Source organism: Corynebacterium sp. HMSC036D02 (assembly GCF_001836165.1).
Lineage (GTDB): Bacteria > Actinomycetota > Actinomycetes > Mycobacteriales > Mycobacteriaceae > Corynebacterium.
Genome location: NZ_KV827706.1, coordinates 17,451 through 36,396, shown reverse-complemented (window position 1 = coordinate 36,396; position 18,946 = coordinate 17,451). Strand labels below are relative to the sequence as shown.

Here is an 18,946-nt window from a genome sequence, read left to right as displayed (position 1 = left end):
CTGAAGGACGCAAGATGCTCCGCATTGAGAAGAAAAATGCGGAGTCGCCCATCGAACAGAAGCCACGCTGGATCCGCAACCAGGTTCGCACCGGCCCTGGTTATGAGGACATGAAATCTCGCGTGTCTGGTGCTTCTCTGCACACTGTGTGCCAGGAGGCTGGCTGCCCCAATATTCATGAGTGCTGGGAATCGCGCGAGGCTACCTTCCTCATCGGCGGCGACAAGTGCACTCGCCGCTGTGATTTCTGCGATATCGCTACCGGTAAGCCAGCGGAACTGGACCGCGACGAGCCGCGCCGCGTCGCCGAGAACATCCAGGAGATGGATCTCAACTACACCACCATCACCGGCGTGACCCGCGATGATCTGCCCGACGAGGGTGCCTGGCTCTACGCCGAGGTGGTGCGCAAGATTCATGAGCTCAACCCACACACCGGCGTGGAGAACCTCACCCCGGATTTCTCCGGTAAGCCGGATTTGCTCCAAGAGGTTTTTGAAGCCCGCCCTGAGGTCTTCGCCCACAACCTGGAGACGGTACCGCGCATCTTCAAGCGCATTCGCCCGGCCTTCCGCTATGAGCGTTCACTCGACGTCATCCGCCAGGCCCACGACTTCGGTTTGATCACCAAGTCCAACCTCATCCTGGGCATGGGCGAAACCGCCGAGGAGATTGAGGAAGCACTGCGCGACCTGCGCTCGGCAGGCTGCGACATCATCACGATCACCCAGTACCTGCGCCCCGGCCCGCGCTTCCACCCGATCGAGCGCTGGGTGCGCCCGGAGGAATTCGTGGAGCACTCCAAGCTGGCCAAGGAGCTCGGCTTCGGCGGCGTCATGTCCGGCCCGCTGGTCCGCTCCTCCTACCGCGCTGGCCGCCTCTACGTGCAGGCCATGGAAGCCCGCGGGCTTGAGCTTCCGGAGAACCTGAAGCACTTGGCTGAGACTTCCCAGGGTGCTACCGCCCAGGAGGCCTCCACGCTTCTGGAGAAGTACGGCCCCTCCGAGGAAACTCCGGTGACCACGCGCATGGTTAAGACCCCGACTGGTGCAGCGAACCCGAACTCTGCGGCGTCCACTATTCGCTAGTTCGATTCTCTTTTTGACCCTCTGACCTCTAAAGTAGGAGCCATGGCTAACGACGACAAGGCATCGCTGAAGGAAGCGAAGAAGCAGGAGCGCGCAGCAAAGCGCGCCCAGCGCAAGCAGAACTGGTCACAGATGTGGCAAGCGTTCAACATGCAGCGCAAGCAGGACAAGGCTCTCATCCCCATCATGCTGGCTGCGTTCTTGGGCATGGGCTTGCTCTTCTTCCTTATCGGCATGCTCTTCAACGGCCAGTGGTTCATGCTCATCATTGGCTTGGGTCTTGGCGCGATGCTCGCCATGTTCCTGTTCACCCGCCGCCTTGAGCGCGACATGTACAAGAAGGTGGAAGACCAACCTGGTGTCGCCGGTTGGGCTTTGGAGCAGCAGCTACGCAACACCGTTGGTGTGGTGTGGAAGGTTAAGCCGGGCGTGGCTGCGACCCGCCAGCAGGATCTGGTTCACCGCGTGATTGGTAACTCGGGCGTCATTTTCGTCGTCGAGGGTGACCGCAAGCGCGTCGCCCCTACTCTCAACCGTTTGAAGAAGCGCGTCGACCGCCTGGCTGGCGGCGTGCCGGTGTACGAGGTCTTCGTGGGCAATGGCGAGGATGAGGTTCCGGTGTCCAAGCTGCGCACCCACATCATGAAGCTGCCGCGCAACTACAACAAGAACGAAACCTACGAGAACATTCGCCGCATCGAGGCCATGGATGATCTTCCGGGCACCACCCCGGGTCTGCCCAAGGGCCCGATGCCCCGACAGGCTCAGAACATGGCGGGCATGAACCGCCGCATGCGCCGCATGCAGGAGCGCAAGGGCGGCAAATAAGCTACCTTGTTCCACACAAGAAGGGGTCCCTCCCGAGATTCTCGGAAGGGACCCCTTCTTTACCTTGCGGTTCTTCGTTGCTTTAGGACCGTCCTAGCCTTCGTGACCAGGTTTCGTCAGATGGTTCTACTCAGATGGTTTACTTGACCCCAAGTAAACCATCTAGCGTTATGAAGAAGGTTTGCTTGCCCCCAAACAAACCTTTTCAGGGGAACCATTTGTGGGGCATCTGTGGTGGATACGACCGGCTAGCGCTGACCAAGCTTTAGGCCATGATGACGGCGGTGCCGGTGGCGCGGTCGTGGAGGCCACGGCCGTCGGCATCAACCATCGCTGCGGGGAAAAGCACAGCGGTCAACAGCGTACGGACCGCCGCCCGCCACAAACCGACAGAAGTGCCCGGCACGTCGAGACGCGCCACGCCCATGCCGAGAATGGCCATTCCCGGAGTGCGGGCGAAGAGCCAACCGCACACGATGCCCATGACCACCCACACGGCGTAGCCCAAGAAAGCTGGACCGCCGAGCGAATCCGTAACGAGTTCGAGAAGGTTGGCGATGATCATCGCCAAAATCCAGTCAATGAGGACGCCAAAAGTGCGCCGCATTACAGAAGCCAGAGCGCCTGAGCCCTCCTTAGGCAAGCCCAATGTTTGCCCAGGCCACTGCCCGTGCTCAAAGCCGTCGTTGTTATCTGCCATGCTCACCAATCTAGCTGTCGGCTCCGCGAAGCAGAAAATTTACCTCTAGGTGCCCCAGACACCCCGGTAACGAAGCCAATACCTGTAAACTAGTCGGGAGTACTACACGTCAACCAACAGGAGACCACCGTGTCCTTTGAGACAATCCAGGACGTCATCGCATTCATCAAGGAAGAGGACGTCAAGTTCGTTGACATCCGGTTTACGGACGTCCCCGGCACTGAGCACCACTTCTCTATTCCGGCCGAGGAATTTACTGAAGATGCAGCCGCCGAAGGCCTCGCTTTTGATGGTTCTTCCATCCGCGGATTCACCACCATCGATGAGTCCGATATGACGCTGTTGCCGGATCCGAAGACCGCCTTTGTGGATCCTTTCCGTACCGCGAAGACACTGAACATCAAGTTCTTCGTCCACGACCCGTTCACCCTGGAGCCTTTCAGCCGCGACCCGCGCAACATCGCCCGCAAGGCTGAGGAGTACCTCGCCTCCACCGGTATCGCAGATACCTGTAACTTCGGCGCCGAGGCTGAGTTCTATATCTTCGACTCTGTTCGCTACGGCACCGACGTACACAACGGCTTCTACGAGGTTGATACCGATGAGGGCTGGTGGAACCGCGGTTCTGAGACCAACTTCGATGGCACCCCGAACACCGGTTTCAAGACTCGCGTGAAGGGCGGCTACTTCCCTACGGCACCCGTCGACAAGCACGGCGAAGTCCGCGACGCCATGGTGGAGCAGCTACAGAAGGCAGGCTTTGTTATCGAGCGCTTCCACCACGAGGTGGGAAGCGGCCAGAACGAGATTAACTACCGCTTCAACTCCCTGCTGCACGCGGCTGATGATATTCAGACCTTCAAGTACATCATCAAGAACACCGCGGAGCAGTTCGGGAAGTCCGTAACCTTCATGCCGAAGCCGCTGGCCGGCGATAATGGTTCCGGTATGCACGCCCACATGTCCCTGTGGCAGGACGGCAAGCCGCTCTTCCACGATGAGGCCGGCTACGCCGGTCTGTCCGACATGGCTCGCTACTACATCGGCGGCATCCTGGCCCACGCACCGGCTGTGCTGGCGTTCACGAACCCGACGTTGAACTCCTACCACCGCCTGGTTCCGGGATTCGAGGCTCCGATCAACCTGGTGTACTCGCAGCGCAACCGCTCGGCTGCTATCCGTATTCCGATTACCGGTTCCAACCCGAAGGCCAAGCGCATCGAGTTCCGTGCGCCGGATCCGTCGGGCAACCCCTACTTTGGCTTCGCTGCCATGATGATGGCGGGCCTCGATGGCATCAAGAACCGCATTGAGCCGCACGCTCCGGTGGATAAGGACCTCTACGAGCTGCCGCCGGCAGAGGCCGCCTCCATCCCGCAGGCACCGACCTCCCTGGAGGCCTCCATCGCAGCACTTGAGGAAGACAACGAGTTCCTCACCGAGGGCGATGTCTTCTCCGAGGATCTCATCGAGACCTACATCAACTACAAACGTGAGAACGAGATCGCACCGGTCCGCCTGCGCCCGACCCCGCAGGAATTTGAGATGTACTACGACTGCTAAAGGATATGTGGGTATCTGACCCCTTCTTTTAGCACCCTCCGACAAGACACAACCCACGGTTTCCTTCACGGATTCCGTGGGTTGTGTCATGTTGAGCCCGGCACGCGAGAGCCCAATGGCGCAGCTTCTGAAACTAACTACAGGGGCTACCGGCCACGCAGGCGAGTGTTCCGCCGGCTAATAGAGGCGCCCTAATTCAGCAAAGATACCCGAATTAAAGTTGAAAGCCCGCTCGGCCTCCGAGAGCATGACTTCACGCTGTTCAACGGTAAGCTCCAGGCTATCCACGCGCTCGCGGTATCCCGCACGATAAGGTGGGATTTTTCCAATCGACGTGAAGTCATAGAAGTTCAGTGCCTCAGGAGGTACTCCGTAATGGGCTCCCAGGCGCGCTGCAATCACCTGCCCACCGGAAATATCACCGAGATAGCGCACGTAGTGATGGGCTACCACTTCTACTGGCTTGCCCACTATTTCTTCTAAGCGCGCGCTATAGGTCCTCGTCGCTGGAAGAATGCGAGTCTCCTCACGCCAGTTTTCGCCGACTAGCACTTTCAGATCTGCTTCCAGTGCTTGACGACGTTCCAACCGCGGATCCGCTACCGCACCGGCAATGGGAGTAGTCGCCACGCTGCGAACGGCGTTCTCGAGAGCTCCATATACAAACCACAGTTGGCCGGCCAAATCAGCCACGGCTGACTTATTGAGCTCCCCTGACAACAGGCGCTGCATGAATGCCGAATTCTCCGCATGCTCATGCGCACGCGCAGTCGCCTCACGCAACGCAACGGACAAAGGTTTATTGAGAGTGGTAGTCACTGTTCTTCTCCACGGTGTTATTTAGAAAAACTACAAATCAGTTGAGGTTAGAAAAACTCAAAATCGAAAATTAAGGGGATTAGGCTGACGTGGGTGTGGGGCACCAATTCTCATCGGCACCCCACACCCGTTACGTCGTTCTTGAACTGTCAGCAGTGTGTCTTAGGGTTTATCGCTGAAAGAAGACACGCGCACTGTTAAAAGCACCGGACTTAACAAATGCTTGCCACAGAATTGCGATCATGCTGCCAACAGTCGCAATGCCTAGGAAGTAGTTCCAGAAGTTGGAGACCTTCGAGATAGAAGAGGAGTTCTCACCCGAGCTAAGGTTCTTATCTTCCGAAGGCGTCTGGGGCTTCGGCTGCTCGCTGTCCGACGGGTTCTGCGGCTTCTCGCCCTCCGAAGAATCCTTTTCTTCTTCCTTCTTCTGTCCACAGCCCGGGGCGACCTTGAGGGTTACCTGCGCACTATCCACCTCCGGGTTGTAGTCGGAACCGTACATGCCCATGAACAGGTAGTCGACGCCCTCAACATCACCAGAATCGTTCGTTCCGGGCTGCCGCTCGTACATAACGTCGGAAGCAGAAAGCGTAAGGGTATCCCCGTCCTTACTCCACTGTGCCTTACCGTTCCCGAACGCCCCTTCACCTGTGCGCTTGTTGGCCTCAACGCGGTCCTCCGGGGTGTACTGCGTCATGTGTTTGCCTTCAACAAAGTAGGCCTCGTAGCCGGAGCCGAGCTGGGCCTTATCACCTTCGGTCTGCACGAATGGGTTAATCATCTTGGAGTACAGCGCTCCGTGGTGGCCAGTGAAAGTAATCGAAGAGTCCTTGGCCTTGATCTTCGATGCAGTGACATTGCCGGCCTCGTCCACAGAGACTGTGGACGTCGCGGGATCGACTTCGAAGCCGAAGGTGAAATCGCTGCCCGTCGGATCGCCGTCCTCCTTCACCGTTCCGGTCGTCTCCCAGTCACCCTTAGCGATTCGCCCCTTAATGTAGGAACGCCAGGAGTGCTTAACACCCCAGTTGATAGTGCCGGATTCGATGGTGCATGATTCTGCTTCTGCCGCGGTTGCCTGCGGCACAGTAATCGCCGTCGCTGCGATAGCGGTCACCAGGATTTTTTTAAACATGGAAGTCCTCCAGTTGATGCGAGAAAAGTGAATTGATTGTGGGCGTGGCACGCTGTGGTTGTACCTGCAGCCCGTTGACGGAGATCGGCCAGCCGTACACCTCTGACAAGATGGGACCGGTGAAAACCTCCGCCACGCGCCCTTGAGCTGCGATCCCCCCGCATGAGACGCACACGATGTGATCGCAATATGCGGCTGCCGCGTTCAGGTCATGGAGCACCACGAGTGCGGTTACTCCTGCCTCGCGGGCTAGGGCTTTCACAGAACCCAGTAACTGTTCTTGGTGGCGGATATCGAGGGCCGCTGTCGGTTCATCCAGCAGGATTATTGGAGTATTTTGTGCAAGAACACGGGCAAAGGCCACCCGCGCACGTTCACCACCGGAAAGCGTGCTGATATCGCGTCCGGCGAGATGCGCGGCTCCAGCTGTTTCAAGGGCGGCTTCGATAAACTGCTCGTCAAGTTCGGCGTGGGGCGTTCCGCGCCAAGGGCGGCGGCCCATCGCGACAACATCGCGTACCAGAAATTCAAAGGACACCGAGACATCCTGAAGCATCACCGCACGTTTGCGTGCGAGCTCACGGGGCGAGGTCTTCGGCGACAAACCGCCGACACTGATTTCACCGGAGAAGTCGATATCACCCGCGATCGCGCCAAGGACAGTTGACTTCCCCGCACCATTCGGGCCAATTAGTCCGGTAACCTCGCCTGGTCGGGCATTAAAGGTCACGCTGTCAACGAGGGTAGCCCCGTCGACTTGGACGGTGAGGTTGTCCACGTTCAGCATCAGTGCACCCCCTTTCGCATCATGCGGCGCAACAGGATGAAGAAGGTCGGTCCGCCAACTAAGGCGGTAAAAATACCGATTGGGAGGTCCGCAAAGGGAATCAAGGTTCGTGCGGCCACATCCGCAAAGCCGATTAGCACCGCGCCGCCCAGGGCGGATGCAGGAATGAGGATATGATTTTGCGGTCCTACGATGCTGCGCAACAAGTGGGGAACGATGAGCCCAACAAAGCCGATGAGGCCGGCGAAGGACACAGCTGCTGCGGTAAGCACTGCGGACGCCACAATTGCCACAATGCGCAACACAGACACATCTACGCCAGTGTGCACAGCAGCGCGTTCACCCAGCGCAAGAATGTCAAGTTGCCTGCCCAAACGCAGGGCTACTGCTATACCGATAAGAACGATGGGAAGAACAACCCATACGTGCTTCCACTGCGAGCCGTTGAAGGAACCCATCTGCCAAAAGATGATGGCTTCCCGGTTGGCAGTCGGTGTTAGGTACACCATGAAGGAGATGATTGCATTGCACACTGCATTAATGGCGATGCCCGTGAGGATCAGGTGAACCACCGTGACGCGACCGTTATGGCGTGCAAGTTGGTAGATGATGAAGGTAACTAAAAGTGCGCTCAAGAAAGCCAGCGCTGGCACAGTGAAAGTTCCCACGAAGGTGAGGTTGAAGACGATCGCTACAGACGCCCCAACACCTGCACCGGAGGTCACTCCGATGATGGATGGCTCCGCCAGAGGATTGGCAAAGATGGCCTGCATCAACGTGCCGGCAACGCCTAGAGCGGCGCCTACGAAGAGCCCCAAGACCAAGCGCGGCAGGCGAATATTCCATACCACGCTGGCTGTGAGGGACTCTTGCCCCGGCCCCAAAGCCAGAATCGGGAACAGATCAGAAAGTGCAACGTAATACTGTCCGAGGGCGATCGAGATGAGTCCCGCTAGAACAGCAAGCACCACTAAGGATACGAATACCGATATCCGCTGAGTGCGGCGTCGTGTGAAGACGTCGCTATGCATTGTCTGGGTCATATACAGCCTTTGCGAGTTTGACCAATGTCTGACCGGTCATGGGGCCGAAGGCCAGGGACTGGCCGTCAGGAATGGTGACGATGCGATGCTTTTGACCAGCAATGGTCTGAGCCACACCAGGACGTTCCAGTAGCCCGCCGACTCCGCCAGTGGATTTCAAACCATCGGTCATCATGATGATCACCTCTGGGTTGATGCGGGCCAGCGCTTCTGCGTTAGCAGGTTCGGCATAAGAAAGGTTGTTCTCCGCAGCGAGGTCGATGCCCCCAATTCCTTCGATGAGGTCTTGGGCGCCGGTCCCCTCCCCCATGATGAAGAACACGCCACCGTTCCCACGGGCGTAGAGGAAGGCCATACGCATTGGCTCCTCGGGGGCAATGGTCTTAATGGCTTCCTTCGACTCATCAATTTCCTTGATGGAGCGCTCTGATAACTTGCGGGCCTCGTCCGGAAGCCCGACGGTTTCACCCAGCGTGATGATGTCTTCGCCCACCGAGTCAATGGTCCGCTGCGGTTCCATGACCACAGTTGTCACACCTGCTTCACGGATCTGATCGATCGCATCACGGGGTCCAATGGAGTGGTCCACAATAACGAGCGTCGGATTAAGCTCCAGGACTGCTTCAACATTGATATTGTGGCCGCCTTCAGTCACGACGGGACGATCCGCCAGATTCGGTTCAGTGGAAGAGACGGTGCGGCCAACGATGTTGTCCGCAAGCCCCAAGCCGCTCAGCGTTTTGGTATAGGTCCCATAAATATCCAGCGCCAGAATCCGCGAGACATCCGTGACGGTGACGTCATAACCATCAGCGTCAGTAAGTTCCACCGGAAGTACGGGCTGGACTTTAGTGCTTACGGGCTCGATATCGGCGAAGTCACTGACCTCAGTAACGCCTTCGAAGGAGCGCGGGTCGGAAAGGTCCTGCGGGTCCGGTAGCTGGTCTGTATAGCTTCCTTGCACGCCACAGGCAGTCAATCCCACGATGCACAGAAGCGGGATAAGGAAACGTAGGAGAAGTTTCACGGTGATCTTTCTAGGAGTTGTTCATAATGAGGCGGCTGGTGGAGCCTCCGGCGATAATGAGCCCGGCGATGAACAGGAGGAGGTAGGTAACTGGGTCATCGGTGGTGCCGTTCGCGGAGCCCGCGGACTTGATCTGGAATTTCTTTGAACCATCTTCATAGCCCTGCGACGAATCACTGGCCAGCGCGTTGTCTACTGCTTCGGAGTTGACACCGCCACTGCCCTTCGACCCGGAGCCGGCACTGTCTCCCGCACTGGACGAGCTGCCACCACTAGTGCCGCCAACAGTGTCGTTGCAATCGGCGTTTCCGCCCAGGCTGGCGTTGAAACTTAACGGATCCAGCTGGGTTCCAGGCTCGTAAAATTCGGCAAAGGCCTTGGAGCCAACGTCAGTCAGGGATACTGTTGCTTCGCCCGATACGGCATCTGTTCCCACATCCAGAGACGTGAAATTCAGGTCGGCGATGGCGGTGCGTCCGAAGTCCTTCTTCTCGCCTTCCATGTTGGAGGAGCGCACATCGCCGATTAGTTTTCCGGTTTTACCGTTGAAGGAGATTTCTAGGTTCGCAATATTGAGGTCGAGCTTGCCGTGGTGGCCGGTGAACTGGATGCTTCCGCCGTAGCGCACGGAACCCGCGCCGTCCTTGACTGCGCCGGAGTTCCCGGAAAACTGGAATCGACCGTTGCTATAGCCGACGCCCGAGAGCTGCCATTTTCCTTGCGCAATGGAGCCGGTGATATAGGACTGGAATGATTTCTTCACTCCCCATTGCGCCGTCGCTTGGGTAACACCGGTGGCTTGGCACGTTTCGTTGGCTGCACCGGATGCTCCAGACGCTGCTGCAACCGAGCCCGTCGCACCCGTAGCGCCGGAGTTCGACCCGCTAGCCGTTGATGCTCCACCACTGTTTCCGCTGCCAGCTGCCGCTGTTTCTGGAAGGCCGTTGCCGCTTAAGTCCGAAGTAGTGGTGCTACCAGAGGTGGAGGTTCCAGACGACGTGCTAGCCGACGCCCCGGATGCCCCCGAGGTAGTGTTGCCCCGCTTCTTGAATGAGTCCAACTCGTCCAAGAAGGACTGTGTATTGCCCATAAACGTGGTGATACCGTTCATGGTGTCGTTGGTTTCGGACAACATAGCCATGGCTTCCTTGTTGAAGCCCGTAAAGTTTCCGGTAATGGAGTTCAGCTGGCGTTTCGAGCCAGATCCATCGCTGCCTGCGCCGCCGGAGCCAGAACAGGATCCGTCCAATGCAATGGTGCCTGAGGAAGGATCGAGTTCTTCGCCCTGCTCATAGAAGCCCGTGAAAAGTTTGACGCCCCCGGCACTAAGGGACGTGGATCCTGCTAGGTTCACTGCCGTGCCGCTGTCCTTGACGGGCTCTTGCAGACTAATGGTGGCGATGACCTCGTCGTCACCCTTAATCTGGGCACCGCGGGTGTAGTCACTTCGGTTCAGTTCATAGGAAACGTAGTCGACCGTGATTTTTGCTTGGTCGCCGGAGGCGATGACCTTGAAATCCGACATTGTCATGTCGAGAACTCCGTCATGTCCCGTGAAGTTCAACGTGCCTTGGAAGGGAATCGTGACAATACCGCCTGAGGCAGTGGGCGTGCTGGCTTGGAACACAAACGCGCCGTTGCCTTTTTCATCACCGCTAAAGCCGATGCCGCTGGCGCCCCAGCCACCGCGGGCGATATTGCCCTTGATGTAGCTTCGGAAGGATTGCTTGATCCCCCAGTACCACGTGCAGGAAGTCTCTGCGTGGGCTACCGGGACAGTGTTAAGAAATGGAACGGCGCCGAGAGCGAGGGGAGCTGCGATCATCACACCGCATGCTGAGCGCCAGAGATTGCGAATCATGTTGAGAACCTTGTTTCATCCAGATAGGGCTATGGGCTAGGCTTACCTTGATTAGGTAATCCTGACCTAAATTAACAGATTTGTCAACACATCAACCAAACGGGAGAAAACAGCATGCACAGCCACCCCCGCACAGATATCTTCAGGAGCATTTACCCAGACGTAGATCCGACCCAAAAGTTCCCCCCGACGCTGTCCGAACGCGCGGCTTTAGCGTTCGCCGTCGGTGTGTTTATGTTCGGCGGCGTGAAAGGGGATCTACTCATCGCCGGTGCAGGACTGGCGTTTGTTGTCGGCTGCGTTTGGGCGCTTTCCCGAAAAACTCCCCGGCGCATCCGAACTGAAGCACGTAGCCGGTTTCCCCAAGAACCGTGGGCGGAGGCACCTAGCCCCTTCATCCCTGTCTTGTGGTTCGCACTCGGCGCACTCGCCGTGGCCGCCTGGTGGTTTACCCCTGATGAGTTTCTCGTATGGAGTGCTTGCTCAATAGCCATCCTGGCAGCCGCTGTGACGTGGTACATGCCGGTCCTACAGGCTCAACGCTCAGCTGCGCCTGTAGGACCTAATGTAAACCTGTAGCCCTACCAAGGTTCCGTGGCACTGAGAGCAAAATCGTTGAAACGAGCAAAAGCTAGGTGCGGGTTGCCCATCACACAGGTGTGCCGGTTCCGCAAAGTTCAGCACAGCAACGGGACAGTAGGCGGGCACTACAGCTACCATGCCAGCTGTGACTGACAAATTCCGCCACTTGCCACCACCCGGCCCCGCGTGGGGCGGCAGCCTCATGGGCACCTCCATCGTCTCCCGGCTACTCGTTGAGGAAGGCATGCTGACAGCCTCCGCTGTTTTCGCGGCACTGTCCTGCGTCATCCTCCTCGTGCTGACAGTTGGTTTCGCGGTATACCGCCAGCCCAGCTTTGCGCGAACCTCCATGGCTGAGTGGTCCATGTATTTCATCGGCATCCTGGCGCTCGGCGCGGCGCTGTCGGGATTGACGGATATCGGAGCCTTCCGCCTCGTGGGCTTCTGGATAGGCGGCCCCGTCACCGTTATCACGTGGGCTATTCAGCTCACCCGCTTCGACGGCCAGCCGCGCTTTACCTGGGGCCTGCCGCTGGTCGGGCCCATGATTTCCTCCTCCGTAGCCGGCTTCCTCGCCTTGGATTACGGACATGCCTACCACGTCATGGGCACAGTGCTCTTTGTCATGTCGATCTCCACCGCGGTCCCCGTCTTTATCCGTGTGTATTGGGCTGCTTGGCACGGCAAAGTCAATCTCACCGGTGCCAACTCCGCGACGGCCTGGGTTCCGCTGGGCGTGGTGGGCCAATCCACTACCGCGATGCAGATCCTCTACCCCGGCACTTTCTCTGTCTACTACGGGCTCACCGCCATGGCGATCGCCATTCCCCTCGCGCTCTATGCCATGTTCACCTTCTACCCCAACGTGGCGCGCTGGGTGGATTACTCTCCTGCCTGGTGGGCGTGCACCTTCCCACCGGGAACGGTCAGCATGGGCGGGCACCAGGTAGCGCTGGTGAATGGCTCGGAGCTTCTCGACGTCATCGCGCTCAGCATCCCGGTACTCCTCATCGCGCACTGGTCTGCCTGTTCCTGCCGCTTCATAAGCTGGCTCATCGAAGGACGGCGCGCACAAGGAAGCGGAGCTAGCCCAATCACGAACTAGCTCCGCCGCGCTCTGTCTCTGCGTTGAAGGAACCTTAGTTTTCAGCCTTCTCAAACTGAATGACCTGGCCCTGGCTGCCCAGCGCAAAGGTGTTGCCCTCTACGGGGATGACCACTGGCTTTGCGGAAAGGATGGCGTTGAGTGCATCGGCATCAGCCATCTCCTCCGGGGCACAGGCACGCATCGTGGAGTTCAGGTTCTCCACCACGACGGCATCGGTCTGGTCCAGCTTGTAGCTGCCGCCACCGGAGTTGCAGCCATCGTTGAAGGTCAGCGTTCCGTCGTCATTGAAGGTCACGGAGATCTCCGGGTTCTTCTTTGCGGTGAAGGTCCCGATGAGAACCTTCTTAGCCTCATCAGCCGGCAGCTTGTCCTGCAGGCCGTCAACGTCCTCGTACTTCTCAATCAAGCCAGAGCCTTCCGGTGCTTCCGAATCCTTCGAGGAGGAGAAGGAGTCACCGAACAGACGCGAGCTCAGTTCCTGAATCTGGCTGGTCTTCACAGAGTCGGCGGAGGACATCTCTTGCGCACCGGCAGTACCGGCACCCAGAACGCCGCCGGCGAGGGCGACGAACGCAGTTGCAGTGGTTACTTTCTTCAGCGTGCGTGAAATCATGACCCCGAAGCTATCGGGCACGGGCACCAACCTCAACCCATTTCATGCGTTTCTGATGATATTTTGCGGCAACTCCAACACTCTCACCCCTTTGCGGGCTGCGTCCTCGCATGCAGAAAAGGCAGCTCCGGGGACTGCATCGCCGAATGGAGCGCATTCACAATCTGAATGACGCGGCAAGACCTGCGCTATTGGGTGAGCTCAAATTCCACGTGCTCGCCTTCGCGGCCGTTAATCACCAGGCTGAGTCCCTGCATGCCCGGGTAGTAGGTGCGCGTGCTGGTGATCCGAAACGGGTGCGTCTTGGTCACCACTCGGGTTTCACCCGGTTCAAGCGTGTATTTGCCGAGGCGGAACACGCTGGGTTGTCGGGTGCCGTTCTTTTTCAGAAAGTGCACGCGATACTCTGCAAGCACATGTGCGGGCGCATCGCCGGTGTTGGTGAGTGTCGTTGAAAGAGTCGCCTTTTCACCAATGGCCACAGTGTGAGGGAACTCGGGGCGGGTGGCGGTGACGGCGGTGGACGGAGAAAAGCCAACAAGCTCCAGGGCCTCCCTATTGCCGCGCTTGATCAGCCCACGCAACCCCTGTTCCACCACCCACGCTGCGTGCGACGATCCGCTATCTGCCCAACGCGACGCGGTGGCAAGCGCCAACTCGGGGTGCGTGCGGCCAATATCGTTGAGGTTATTGGCTACGGACTTGCGCACGAACAGCGACGCATCGTCGTACAGCCGGTCCAGGACCGGAAGGATCGGCGAGGGGTCCTCCACAAACGGCGCGTGCACCTTCGCCCATGGCAGACGCGGACGGATGCCCTCGGAAGCCAGGCGACGCACGTTGTGGCTGTCGGAACCAGCCCACTGATGCACCCGGGACATGGTCAGCTCCGGGTAGCGCTCCAAGAAGGGACGCACCGCGAACTCACCGGTGAACACCCTCGTGAGCGCCTCAATTGCGTCTAAAGAAACCTCCGGCTCATCTATCCCGTACAGCTCGATGAAGCGGCTCACCGGCCACAGATGAAATGCATGGTTGAAGTAGCCTTCCCCCTCCGCAAGCTCGGGCCCAAGCTTATCGATGATCCCTCCAATCACCCCTACATAATCCCCGCCAAGCTGTTCCCGAAGCCCCTGCGCGAACACGGTCACGCGGTCCAGAATCTCCAGATCCTCGACGCGTGGCGCGATCCATGCGGCGTATTTTTCGCCGTCAATTCCAAGCTGTGCGCCGAGTTTTTGTGCCGTGTCAGCGTTGAAGTAGTCCTTCATTTTGGGAGCCATAGTTGTGCATGTTACCCGGCGCGGAGAAACTCTTTTGCCGCAGGATTGAGGGCTGGCGCATCGATCCGCCACTTAGATCTAGTGCCCTCACATCAACGCTCATGGAGAAAGCCTGATTAAGACGAACGCTTAACGTACCCCATCCGCGGTCGGAAGCCCTGCGGGTGTTTCATCTGCGCCACTGCATCCCCGATGATCATGCGGTTGCGGGCGCTGACGGACGTCGGCATCTGCGCCACAGAGAACCACTGCGCGGCTAGGTTCTCCTCATCGGAGATAACCGGCTCCGCATCATCCGGCACGGAGACCCGGATGGAGGTATCCATGTAGAGACACTTATCCCCATTGGGGCAGACTACTGGGCCCACCTGGCCCACGCCGAGGAGCGCTTCGATGCGACCATCGAGGCCAATTTCCTCTTTGACCTCACGCAGTGCAGTCGCCGTGACCTCCTCACCCGGCTCACAGATACCGGAGATGGGAGCCCACGTGCCATTATCGGCACGCTGGGCAAGCAGCACTGAAGGCAGCTCCCATATCGCAGAACCGGTAGGAACCGCCCGCACGATAACCGCGGTCACGCTGGGCAAAAAGAGCTGCTCGTGACCGATTTTCTCACGCAGGGACACAATGAAATCAGGAGTAGGCATGGGTTTCATCTTAGCGCTTAAACCTGTGCCAGAATCTCCGGAAGGAGCGCCTCAATATCCGCCGCAGAAGTAAAGGACATCTCTGCCTCCGAACCGTGCGCACAGCCCTCACCACCCGCGGCTGCTTCCGTCGTTCCCGAAAGGACACCGACGATTACCCCTTCAAAGGGGCTGCCCGGCGCGCCAAAGACCGGAGCGCCCGAATCGCCGTGCGTGGAGCAGACTTGGGCGCGCGCGGAGACGGTATCCACTGTGCGGTCACCAAACTGGAGTTTCCCGTGTCCCTCGCCGTGAGTAAGCGGGCCGCAGGTCTCACCGGTAATGCGCCCCAGCTTGCACACTTCATCGGGGAGCTCCTCCTGCCCCGCGGCGACCACGCTGGTGGGCATGTCCTGGGGGACATGAAACTCCGCCTGCCGCGTGATCTCCACCAAAGCGAAATCCAGCTGGTGCGTGTCCGGCGCGCTAAGGTCGGAGTAGATGATGCTGCCCACAGGCTCGGCCGGGTAAATGAATTCCCCGTCCGCGGCACCCGCCCACACCGTATCCCCTGGCTCACCGCAATGGGAGGCGGTGACGGCGATGGTGCGGCCGTCGTCAAGCACGAAGCTCCACGCCACCGTGCACAGGTTGAAGTCGAAGGCTTCGCCGGGAACGGGCTGCATGCCAGAGATATCCAGTGCGGCGCCCGGGGGCACCGGGGACGCACCCGGCGTGTGAATCTCCGGCGGGGGCGGCTCAATCGTGGTGTCCTCGGAGGTATGCGAAGCAGCCTCGGGAACAGCGTCAACGCCCGTCTGCACCGTGCACCCAGCTACCACTAGAGCTGCTGTGCTGAGCACCCCCGTGAGGAGAAACCTAGGCATCCTCTTCTGCTGCAGCCTCACCCGAGTCCGCCTTGTTCTCCTTATTTTCCTTCTCCATCTCCGCGACCTGCTTCATGTCACGGATGAACTTCTCTGGGTCAAATTCAGTGAAATACTCGGGTCCTGAGAATTGTTCCTGTCCCATTGTTTAAACCTCCGTGCTCTTGATGTACTGCGTGATGTAGTCCTTCACCGCCGCGGCATCATTGGGCAGATCGGTAACGTGGCGCTCGGCTTCCAAGATGCCGGCGAAACGCTCAGGCACCTCTGGTTCGCTGCCGATGGCCTCCGCGATGGTCTCCGCAAACTTCACTGGCAGGGCGGTCTCGAGGCACACGATGGGCGTGTCAACGCCGTACTCATCCTGTACCGCGCGGGCGACCTTGATGCCGTCGGCCGTGTGCGGATCCACCAGCACGTTGTAGCGCTCGTGGACATCCTTGATGGTGGCCAGGCGGTCCGCGTGGGTGGAGGAACCAGACAGGAAACCGTACTCGGTGTGGGCGGCGTCGAGCGCCTGCTTGTCGACGTTGAACCCGCCTTCCTTCACCTTCGTCCCGAAAAGCTCCTTAATCTGCGCGGCATCGCGGCCCAGCAGATCGAAAGCGAAGCGCTCAAAGTTGGAGGCGCGGGAAATATCCATCGACGGCGAAGACGTCTTGTGGGTTTGCTCCGAGGAGCGCGGGCGGTAGCTGCCGGTGCGGAAGAACTCATCGAGCACGTCGTTTTCATTGGTCGCGACGATGAGGCGGTCGATGGGCAGGCCCATCTGGCGGGCGATGTGGCCCGCGCAGATATCACCAAAGTTGCCGGTGGGCACGCTGAAGGAGACCTTCTCCGTGTTTTCCGTGGTGACCTTGAGATAGCAGTTGATGTAGTAGACCACCTGCGCCATGAGGCGGGCCCAGTTAATAGAGTTGACCGCACCGATACGGTTTTCTGCCTTGAAGTTAGCGTCGGCAGATACCGCCTTGACCACGTCCTGGCAGTCATCAAAGACTCCATCGAGGGCGATATTGCAGATATTCGGGTCATCCAGCCCAAACATCTGGGCCTGCTGGAAGGGCGTCATGCGCCCGGCTGGGGTCAGCATAAAGACGCGGATGCCCTTGCGCCCGCGCATCGCGTACTCCGCCGAGGAACCGGTGTCACCCGAGGTAGCGCCTAGGATGTTGAGGGTTTCGCCGCGACGTGCCAGCTCGTATTCGAAGAGCTCGCCCAACATCTGCATGGCCATGTCCTTGAAGGCGGCCGTCGGCCCCTCAGAGAGGTGGCCGATGTAAAGGCCCTCCCCCAGCTCGCTGACGGGGACGATCTCCTCGTGGTCAAACTTCGGGTAGGTGTAGGCGCGCTGGGCAATCCCCTCGAGGTCCTCTGCAGGAATATCGTCCACGAAGAGCTTGAGCACCTCCGCGGCCAGGGCCGCGTAGCCGCCCTCAGCCAAGGTCTGGCGCCACTGGGTAAGGGTGGCGTCATCAATGCGGGGGTAAGTTTCCGGCAGGTAGAGGCCGCCATCAGGGGCCAGACCTCCGAGGAGAATGTCCGTAAAGGAGGCGGGCTGGCGGTCGGTATCGCGGGTCGAAATGTACTTCACCCCCTGCATCTTAGTTGGTGCCGCGTAAAGTATCAGCCATGTCGGTTCCTCATCCTCGCAATGTAATTACCACTAAGGCTCTCTCCGTGTGGGTAGCTGCGGTGTTGGTTTACATCGTGGCGATTACCGGCCGCACATCTTTTGGCGTAGCGGGGCTCGAGGCCATCGACCGCTTCGAGGTAGATGCCGCGCGCATTGCTGTTTTCACCTCTGTGCAATTGGGTATCTATTCACTGGCGCAGATCCCTACCGGCATGCTCATCGATAAATTCGGCCCCCGGCGCCTGCTCGTCATCGGTTCCGCCATCATGGGACTCGGCCAGGTGCTTCTCGGTTTTACTAGCAATTACTGGGTAGCCATTGCCGCCCGCCTGCTCATCGGCGCGGGTGATGCCACCGCCTTCTTGTCGGTGATGCGCATCCTGCCTTATTGGTTCCCGCTGCACCGCACCCCCATGTTCACCCAGGTCACCTCCTCGCTGGGGCAGCTAGGTCAGTTCATGTCCGCCTTACCTTTTGCCATGCTGCTGGGGTGGGGCGGATGGACCATGGCCTTCGTTACCTTGGGTGCGGTGGGTATTCTCATCGCCGTCGCGGCCGCGGTGGCGGTTGCGGATTCCCCTGAATCACTGGGCATCGTGCCCAAGCCGAAGGAAAAACCTAACGCGAAGCCGGAAAGCACAGCAGCGCTGCTATCCACCGTTTTCCGTTCTCCTGTGGCCTGGCAGGCGTTTTTCATTCACTGGATTGGTCTGGGAGCCACCAACGTGTTTGTCATGCTGTGGGGAGTGCCCTTGATGACCGCGGGCATGGATTTTTCTAAGACTAGCGCCGGCTGGGTCCTGACGTGGTTTAGCGTGTTCATGGTGCTGATTGGCCCCCTGCACGGCAGGTTATCGTCCCGGGCCAGGGGTTTCCGTCCGTGGCTCGCCTTAGGGTTTGTGGCTATCCACTGCGCGGTATGGGTCCTGTTCTTCCTCTTCGGCGGCAGCTACCTCTCACTGTTCATCCTCATCAGCCTGGTGGCCCTGTGCACACCGGTGGCAAATTATGGATTCGACATTGTCCGCGAAAACCTGGATCGCCGCGTCGTCGCCACGGCGACGGGGCTGGGAAACATGGGCGGCTTCATCGCCACGGTCATCGGCGCCCAGCTCGTCGGTATGGTGTTGGACCACTTGGGCAACGGGCCCGACTACCCCTTCCATGATTTCCGGCTCGCCGCCTGGGCGGTCTTTGGGGTGTGGTGCATTGGCATCGTGGGGGTTCTCATCACCCACATCCTGCGCAGCCGGGGCGAGGAGGAAGGACCGCACGCCAGAATCGTGCAGGTGGGTTAGCACAGGGCTGGACTACTGAAAGGCCAAGGCACTCAACGGCGCCTCAAGGGGCAGCCCAT

18 protein-coding genes are annotated in these 18,946 nt (G+C 59.1%); 5 read left to right on the top strand and 13 right to left on the bottom strand.

What is annotated here, in order from left to right:
- The first annotated feature begins 14 nt into the window (after positions 1-14).
- Positions 15-1,088: a lipoyl synthase gene (lipA, locus tag HMPREF2743_RS10965; protein WP_070526590.1), complete on the top strand. Its 1,074-nt coding sequence runs from the start codon at positions 15-17 to the stop codon at positions 1,086-1,088.
- Between the two features lie 42 nt (positions 1,089-1,130).
- Entirely contained in the window at positions 1,131-1,916 is a 786-nt protein-coding gene (locus HMPREF2743_RS10960) for a DUF4191 domain-containing protein (RefSeq protein ID WP_070526587.1), read from the top strand.
- Between the two features lie 265 nt (positions 1,917-2,181).
- Here the strand turns inward: HMPREF2743_RS10960 and HMPREF2743_RS10955 are convergent, their stop codons facing one another.
- Complete coding sequence (locus HMPREF2743_RS10955; RefSeq protein ID WP_070526584.1) at positions 2,182-2,616, bottom strand: RDD family protein; 435 nt, start codon at positions 2,614-2,616, stop codon at positions 2,182-2,184.
- 129 nt (positions 2,617-2,745) lie between these two features.
- Here HMPREF2743_RS10955 and glnA point away from each other — a divergent pair, with 129 nt between their 5' ends.
- Entirely contained in the window at positions 2,746-4,179 is a 1,434-nt protein-coding gene (gene glnA / locus HMPREF2743_RS10950; protein WP_070526582.1) for a type I glutamate--ammonia ligase, read from the top strand.
- Between the two features lie 177 nt (positions 4,180-4,356).
- Here the strand turns inward: glnA and HMPREF2743_RS10945 are convergent, their stop codons facing one another.
- From HMPREF2743_RS10945 to HMPREF2743_RS10920, 6 genes are all read right to left on the bottom strand, one after another.
- The gene (locus HMPREF2743_RS10945) at positions 4,357-4,998 is read right to left on the bottom strand and encodes a biliverdin-producing heme oxygenase (protein WP_070818806.1); all 642 of its coding nucleotides are present in this window, start codon (positions 4,996-4,998) and stop codon (positions 4,357-4,359) included.
- A 169-nt stretch (positions 4,999-5,167) separates the two neighbouring features.
- On the bottom strand, positions 5,168-6,133 hold the full coding sequence (locus HMPREF2743_RS10940; protein WP_070526575.1) for an HtaA domain-containing protein: 966 nt from the start codon (positions 6,131-6,133) through the stop codon (positions 5,168-5,170).
- Positions 6,126-6,920 carry an ABC transporter ATP-binding protein gene (locus HMPREF2743_RS10935; protein ID WP_070526572.1) on the bottom strand — a complete coding sequence of 265 codons (795 nt, stop codon included), beginning with the start codon at positions 6,918-6,920 and terminating at the stop codon, positions 6,126-6,128. The genes HMPREF2743_RS10940 and HMPREF2743_RS10935 overlap by 8 nt, the downstream gene beginning before the upstream one ends.
- A complete protein-coding gene (locus HMPREF2743_RS10930) occupies positions 6,920-7,963 on the bottom strand; it encodes a FecCD family ABC transporter permease (RefSeq protein WP_070526571.1) in 1,044 nt (347 codons plus the stop codon). The genes HMPREF2743_RS10935 and HMPREF2743_RS10930 overlap by 1 nt, the downstream gene beginning before the upstream one ends.
- Positions 7,944-8,990, bottom strand: coding sequence for a heme/hemin ABC transporter substrate-binding protein (locus HMPREF2743_RS10925; RefSeq protein WP_070526568.1), 1,047 nt, complete (start codon positions 8,988-8,990; stop codon positions 7,944-7,946). The genes HMPREF2743_RS10930 and HMPREF2743_RS10925 overlap by 20 nt, the downstream gene beginning before the upstream one ends.
- Positions 8,991-9,000: 10 nt before the next feature.
- Entirely contained in the window at positions 9,001-10,851 is a 1,851-nt protein-coding gene (locus tag HMPREF2743_RS10920) for an HtaA domain-containing protein (RefSeq protein WP_070744666.1), read from the bottom strand.
- Between the two features lie 718 nt (positions 10,852-11,569).
- On the opposite strand from HMPREF2743_RS10920, the gene HMPREF2743_RS10910 reads away from it, so the two are divergent.
- Entirely contained in the window at positions 11,570-12,538 is a 969-nt protein-coding gene (locus HMPREF2743_RS10910) for an SLAC1 family transporter (protein ID WP_083298982.1), read from the top strand.
- 34 nt (positions 12,539-12,572) lie between these two features.
- Here HMPREF2743_RS10910 and HMPREF2743_RS10905 read toward each other — a convergent pair whose 3' ends face one another.
- The 6 genes from HMPREF2743_RS10905 to thrC all read right to left on the bottom strand — a co-directional run bounded on the left by HMPREF2743_RS10905 (position 12,573) and on the right by thrC (position 17,547).
- Positions 12,573-13,154 (bottom strand): META domain-containing protein, encoded by a 582-nt coding sequence (locus HMPREF2743_RS10905; protein WP_246818735.1) that lies wholly within the window; start codon positions 13,152-13,154, stop codon positions 12,573-12,575.
- Positions 13,155-13,342: 188 nt separating this feature from the next.
- A complete protein-coding gene (locus HMPREF2743_RS10900; protein WP_168162405.1) occupies positions 13,343-14,425 on the bottom strand; it encodes a DNA alkylation repair protein in 1,083 nt (360 codons plus the stop codon).
- A gap of 128 nt (positions 14,426-14,553) precedes the next feature.
- On the bottom strand, positions 14,554-15,087 hold the full coding sequence (locus tag HMPREF2743_RS10895) for an NUDIX hydrolase (RefSeq protein ID WP_070526551.1): 534 nt from the start codon (positions 15,085-15,087) through the stop codon (positions 14,554-14,556).
- A gap of 17 nt (positions 15,088-15,104) precedes the next feature.
- On the bottom strand, positions 15,105-15,953 hold the full coding sequence (locus HMPREF2743_RS10890) for a trypsin-like serine protease (protein ID WP_070744668.1): 849 nt from the start codon (positions 15,951-15,953) through the stop codon (positions 15,105-15,107).
- A complete protein-coding gene (locus HMPREF2743_RS12805; RefSeq protein ID WP_168162404.1) occupies positions 15,946-16,098 on the bottom strand; it encodes a hypothetical protein in 153 nt (50 codons plus the stop codon). Before HMPREF2743_RS12805 ends, HMPREF2743_RS10890 begins: the two co-directional genes overlap by 8 nt.
- Positions 16,099-16,101: 3 nt before the next feature.
- A complete protein-coding gene (gene thrC, locus HMPREF2743_RS10885; RefSeq protein ID WP_070744670.1) occupies positions 16,102-17,547 on the bottom strand; it encodes a threonine synthase in 1,446 nt (481 codons plus the stop codon).
- A gap of 38 nt (positions 17,548-17,585) precedes the next feature.
- Between thrC and HMPREF2743_RS10880 the strand changes: the two genes are divergently transcribed.
- Positions 17,586-18,887, top strand: coding sequence for an MFS transporter (locus HMPREF2743_RS10880; RefSeq protein ID WP_070744672.1), 1,302 nt, complete (start codon positions 17,586-17,588; stop codon positions 18,885-18,887).
- Positions 18,888-18,946: the final 59 nt, after the last annotated feature.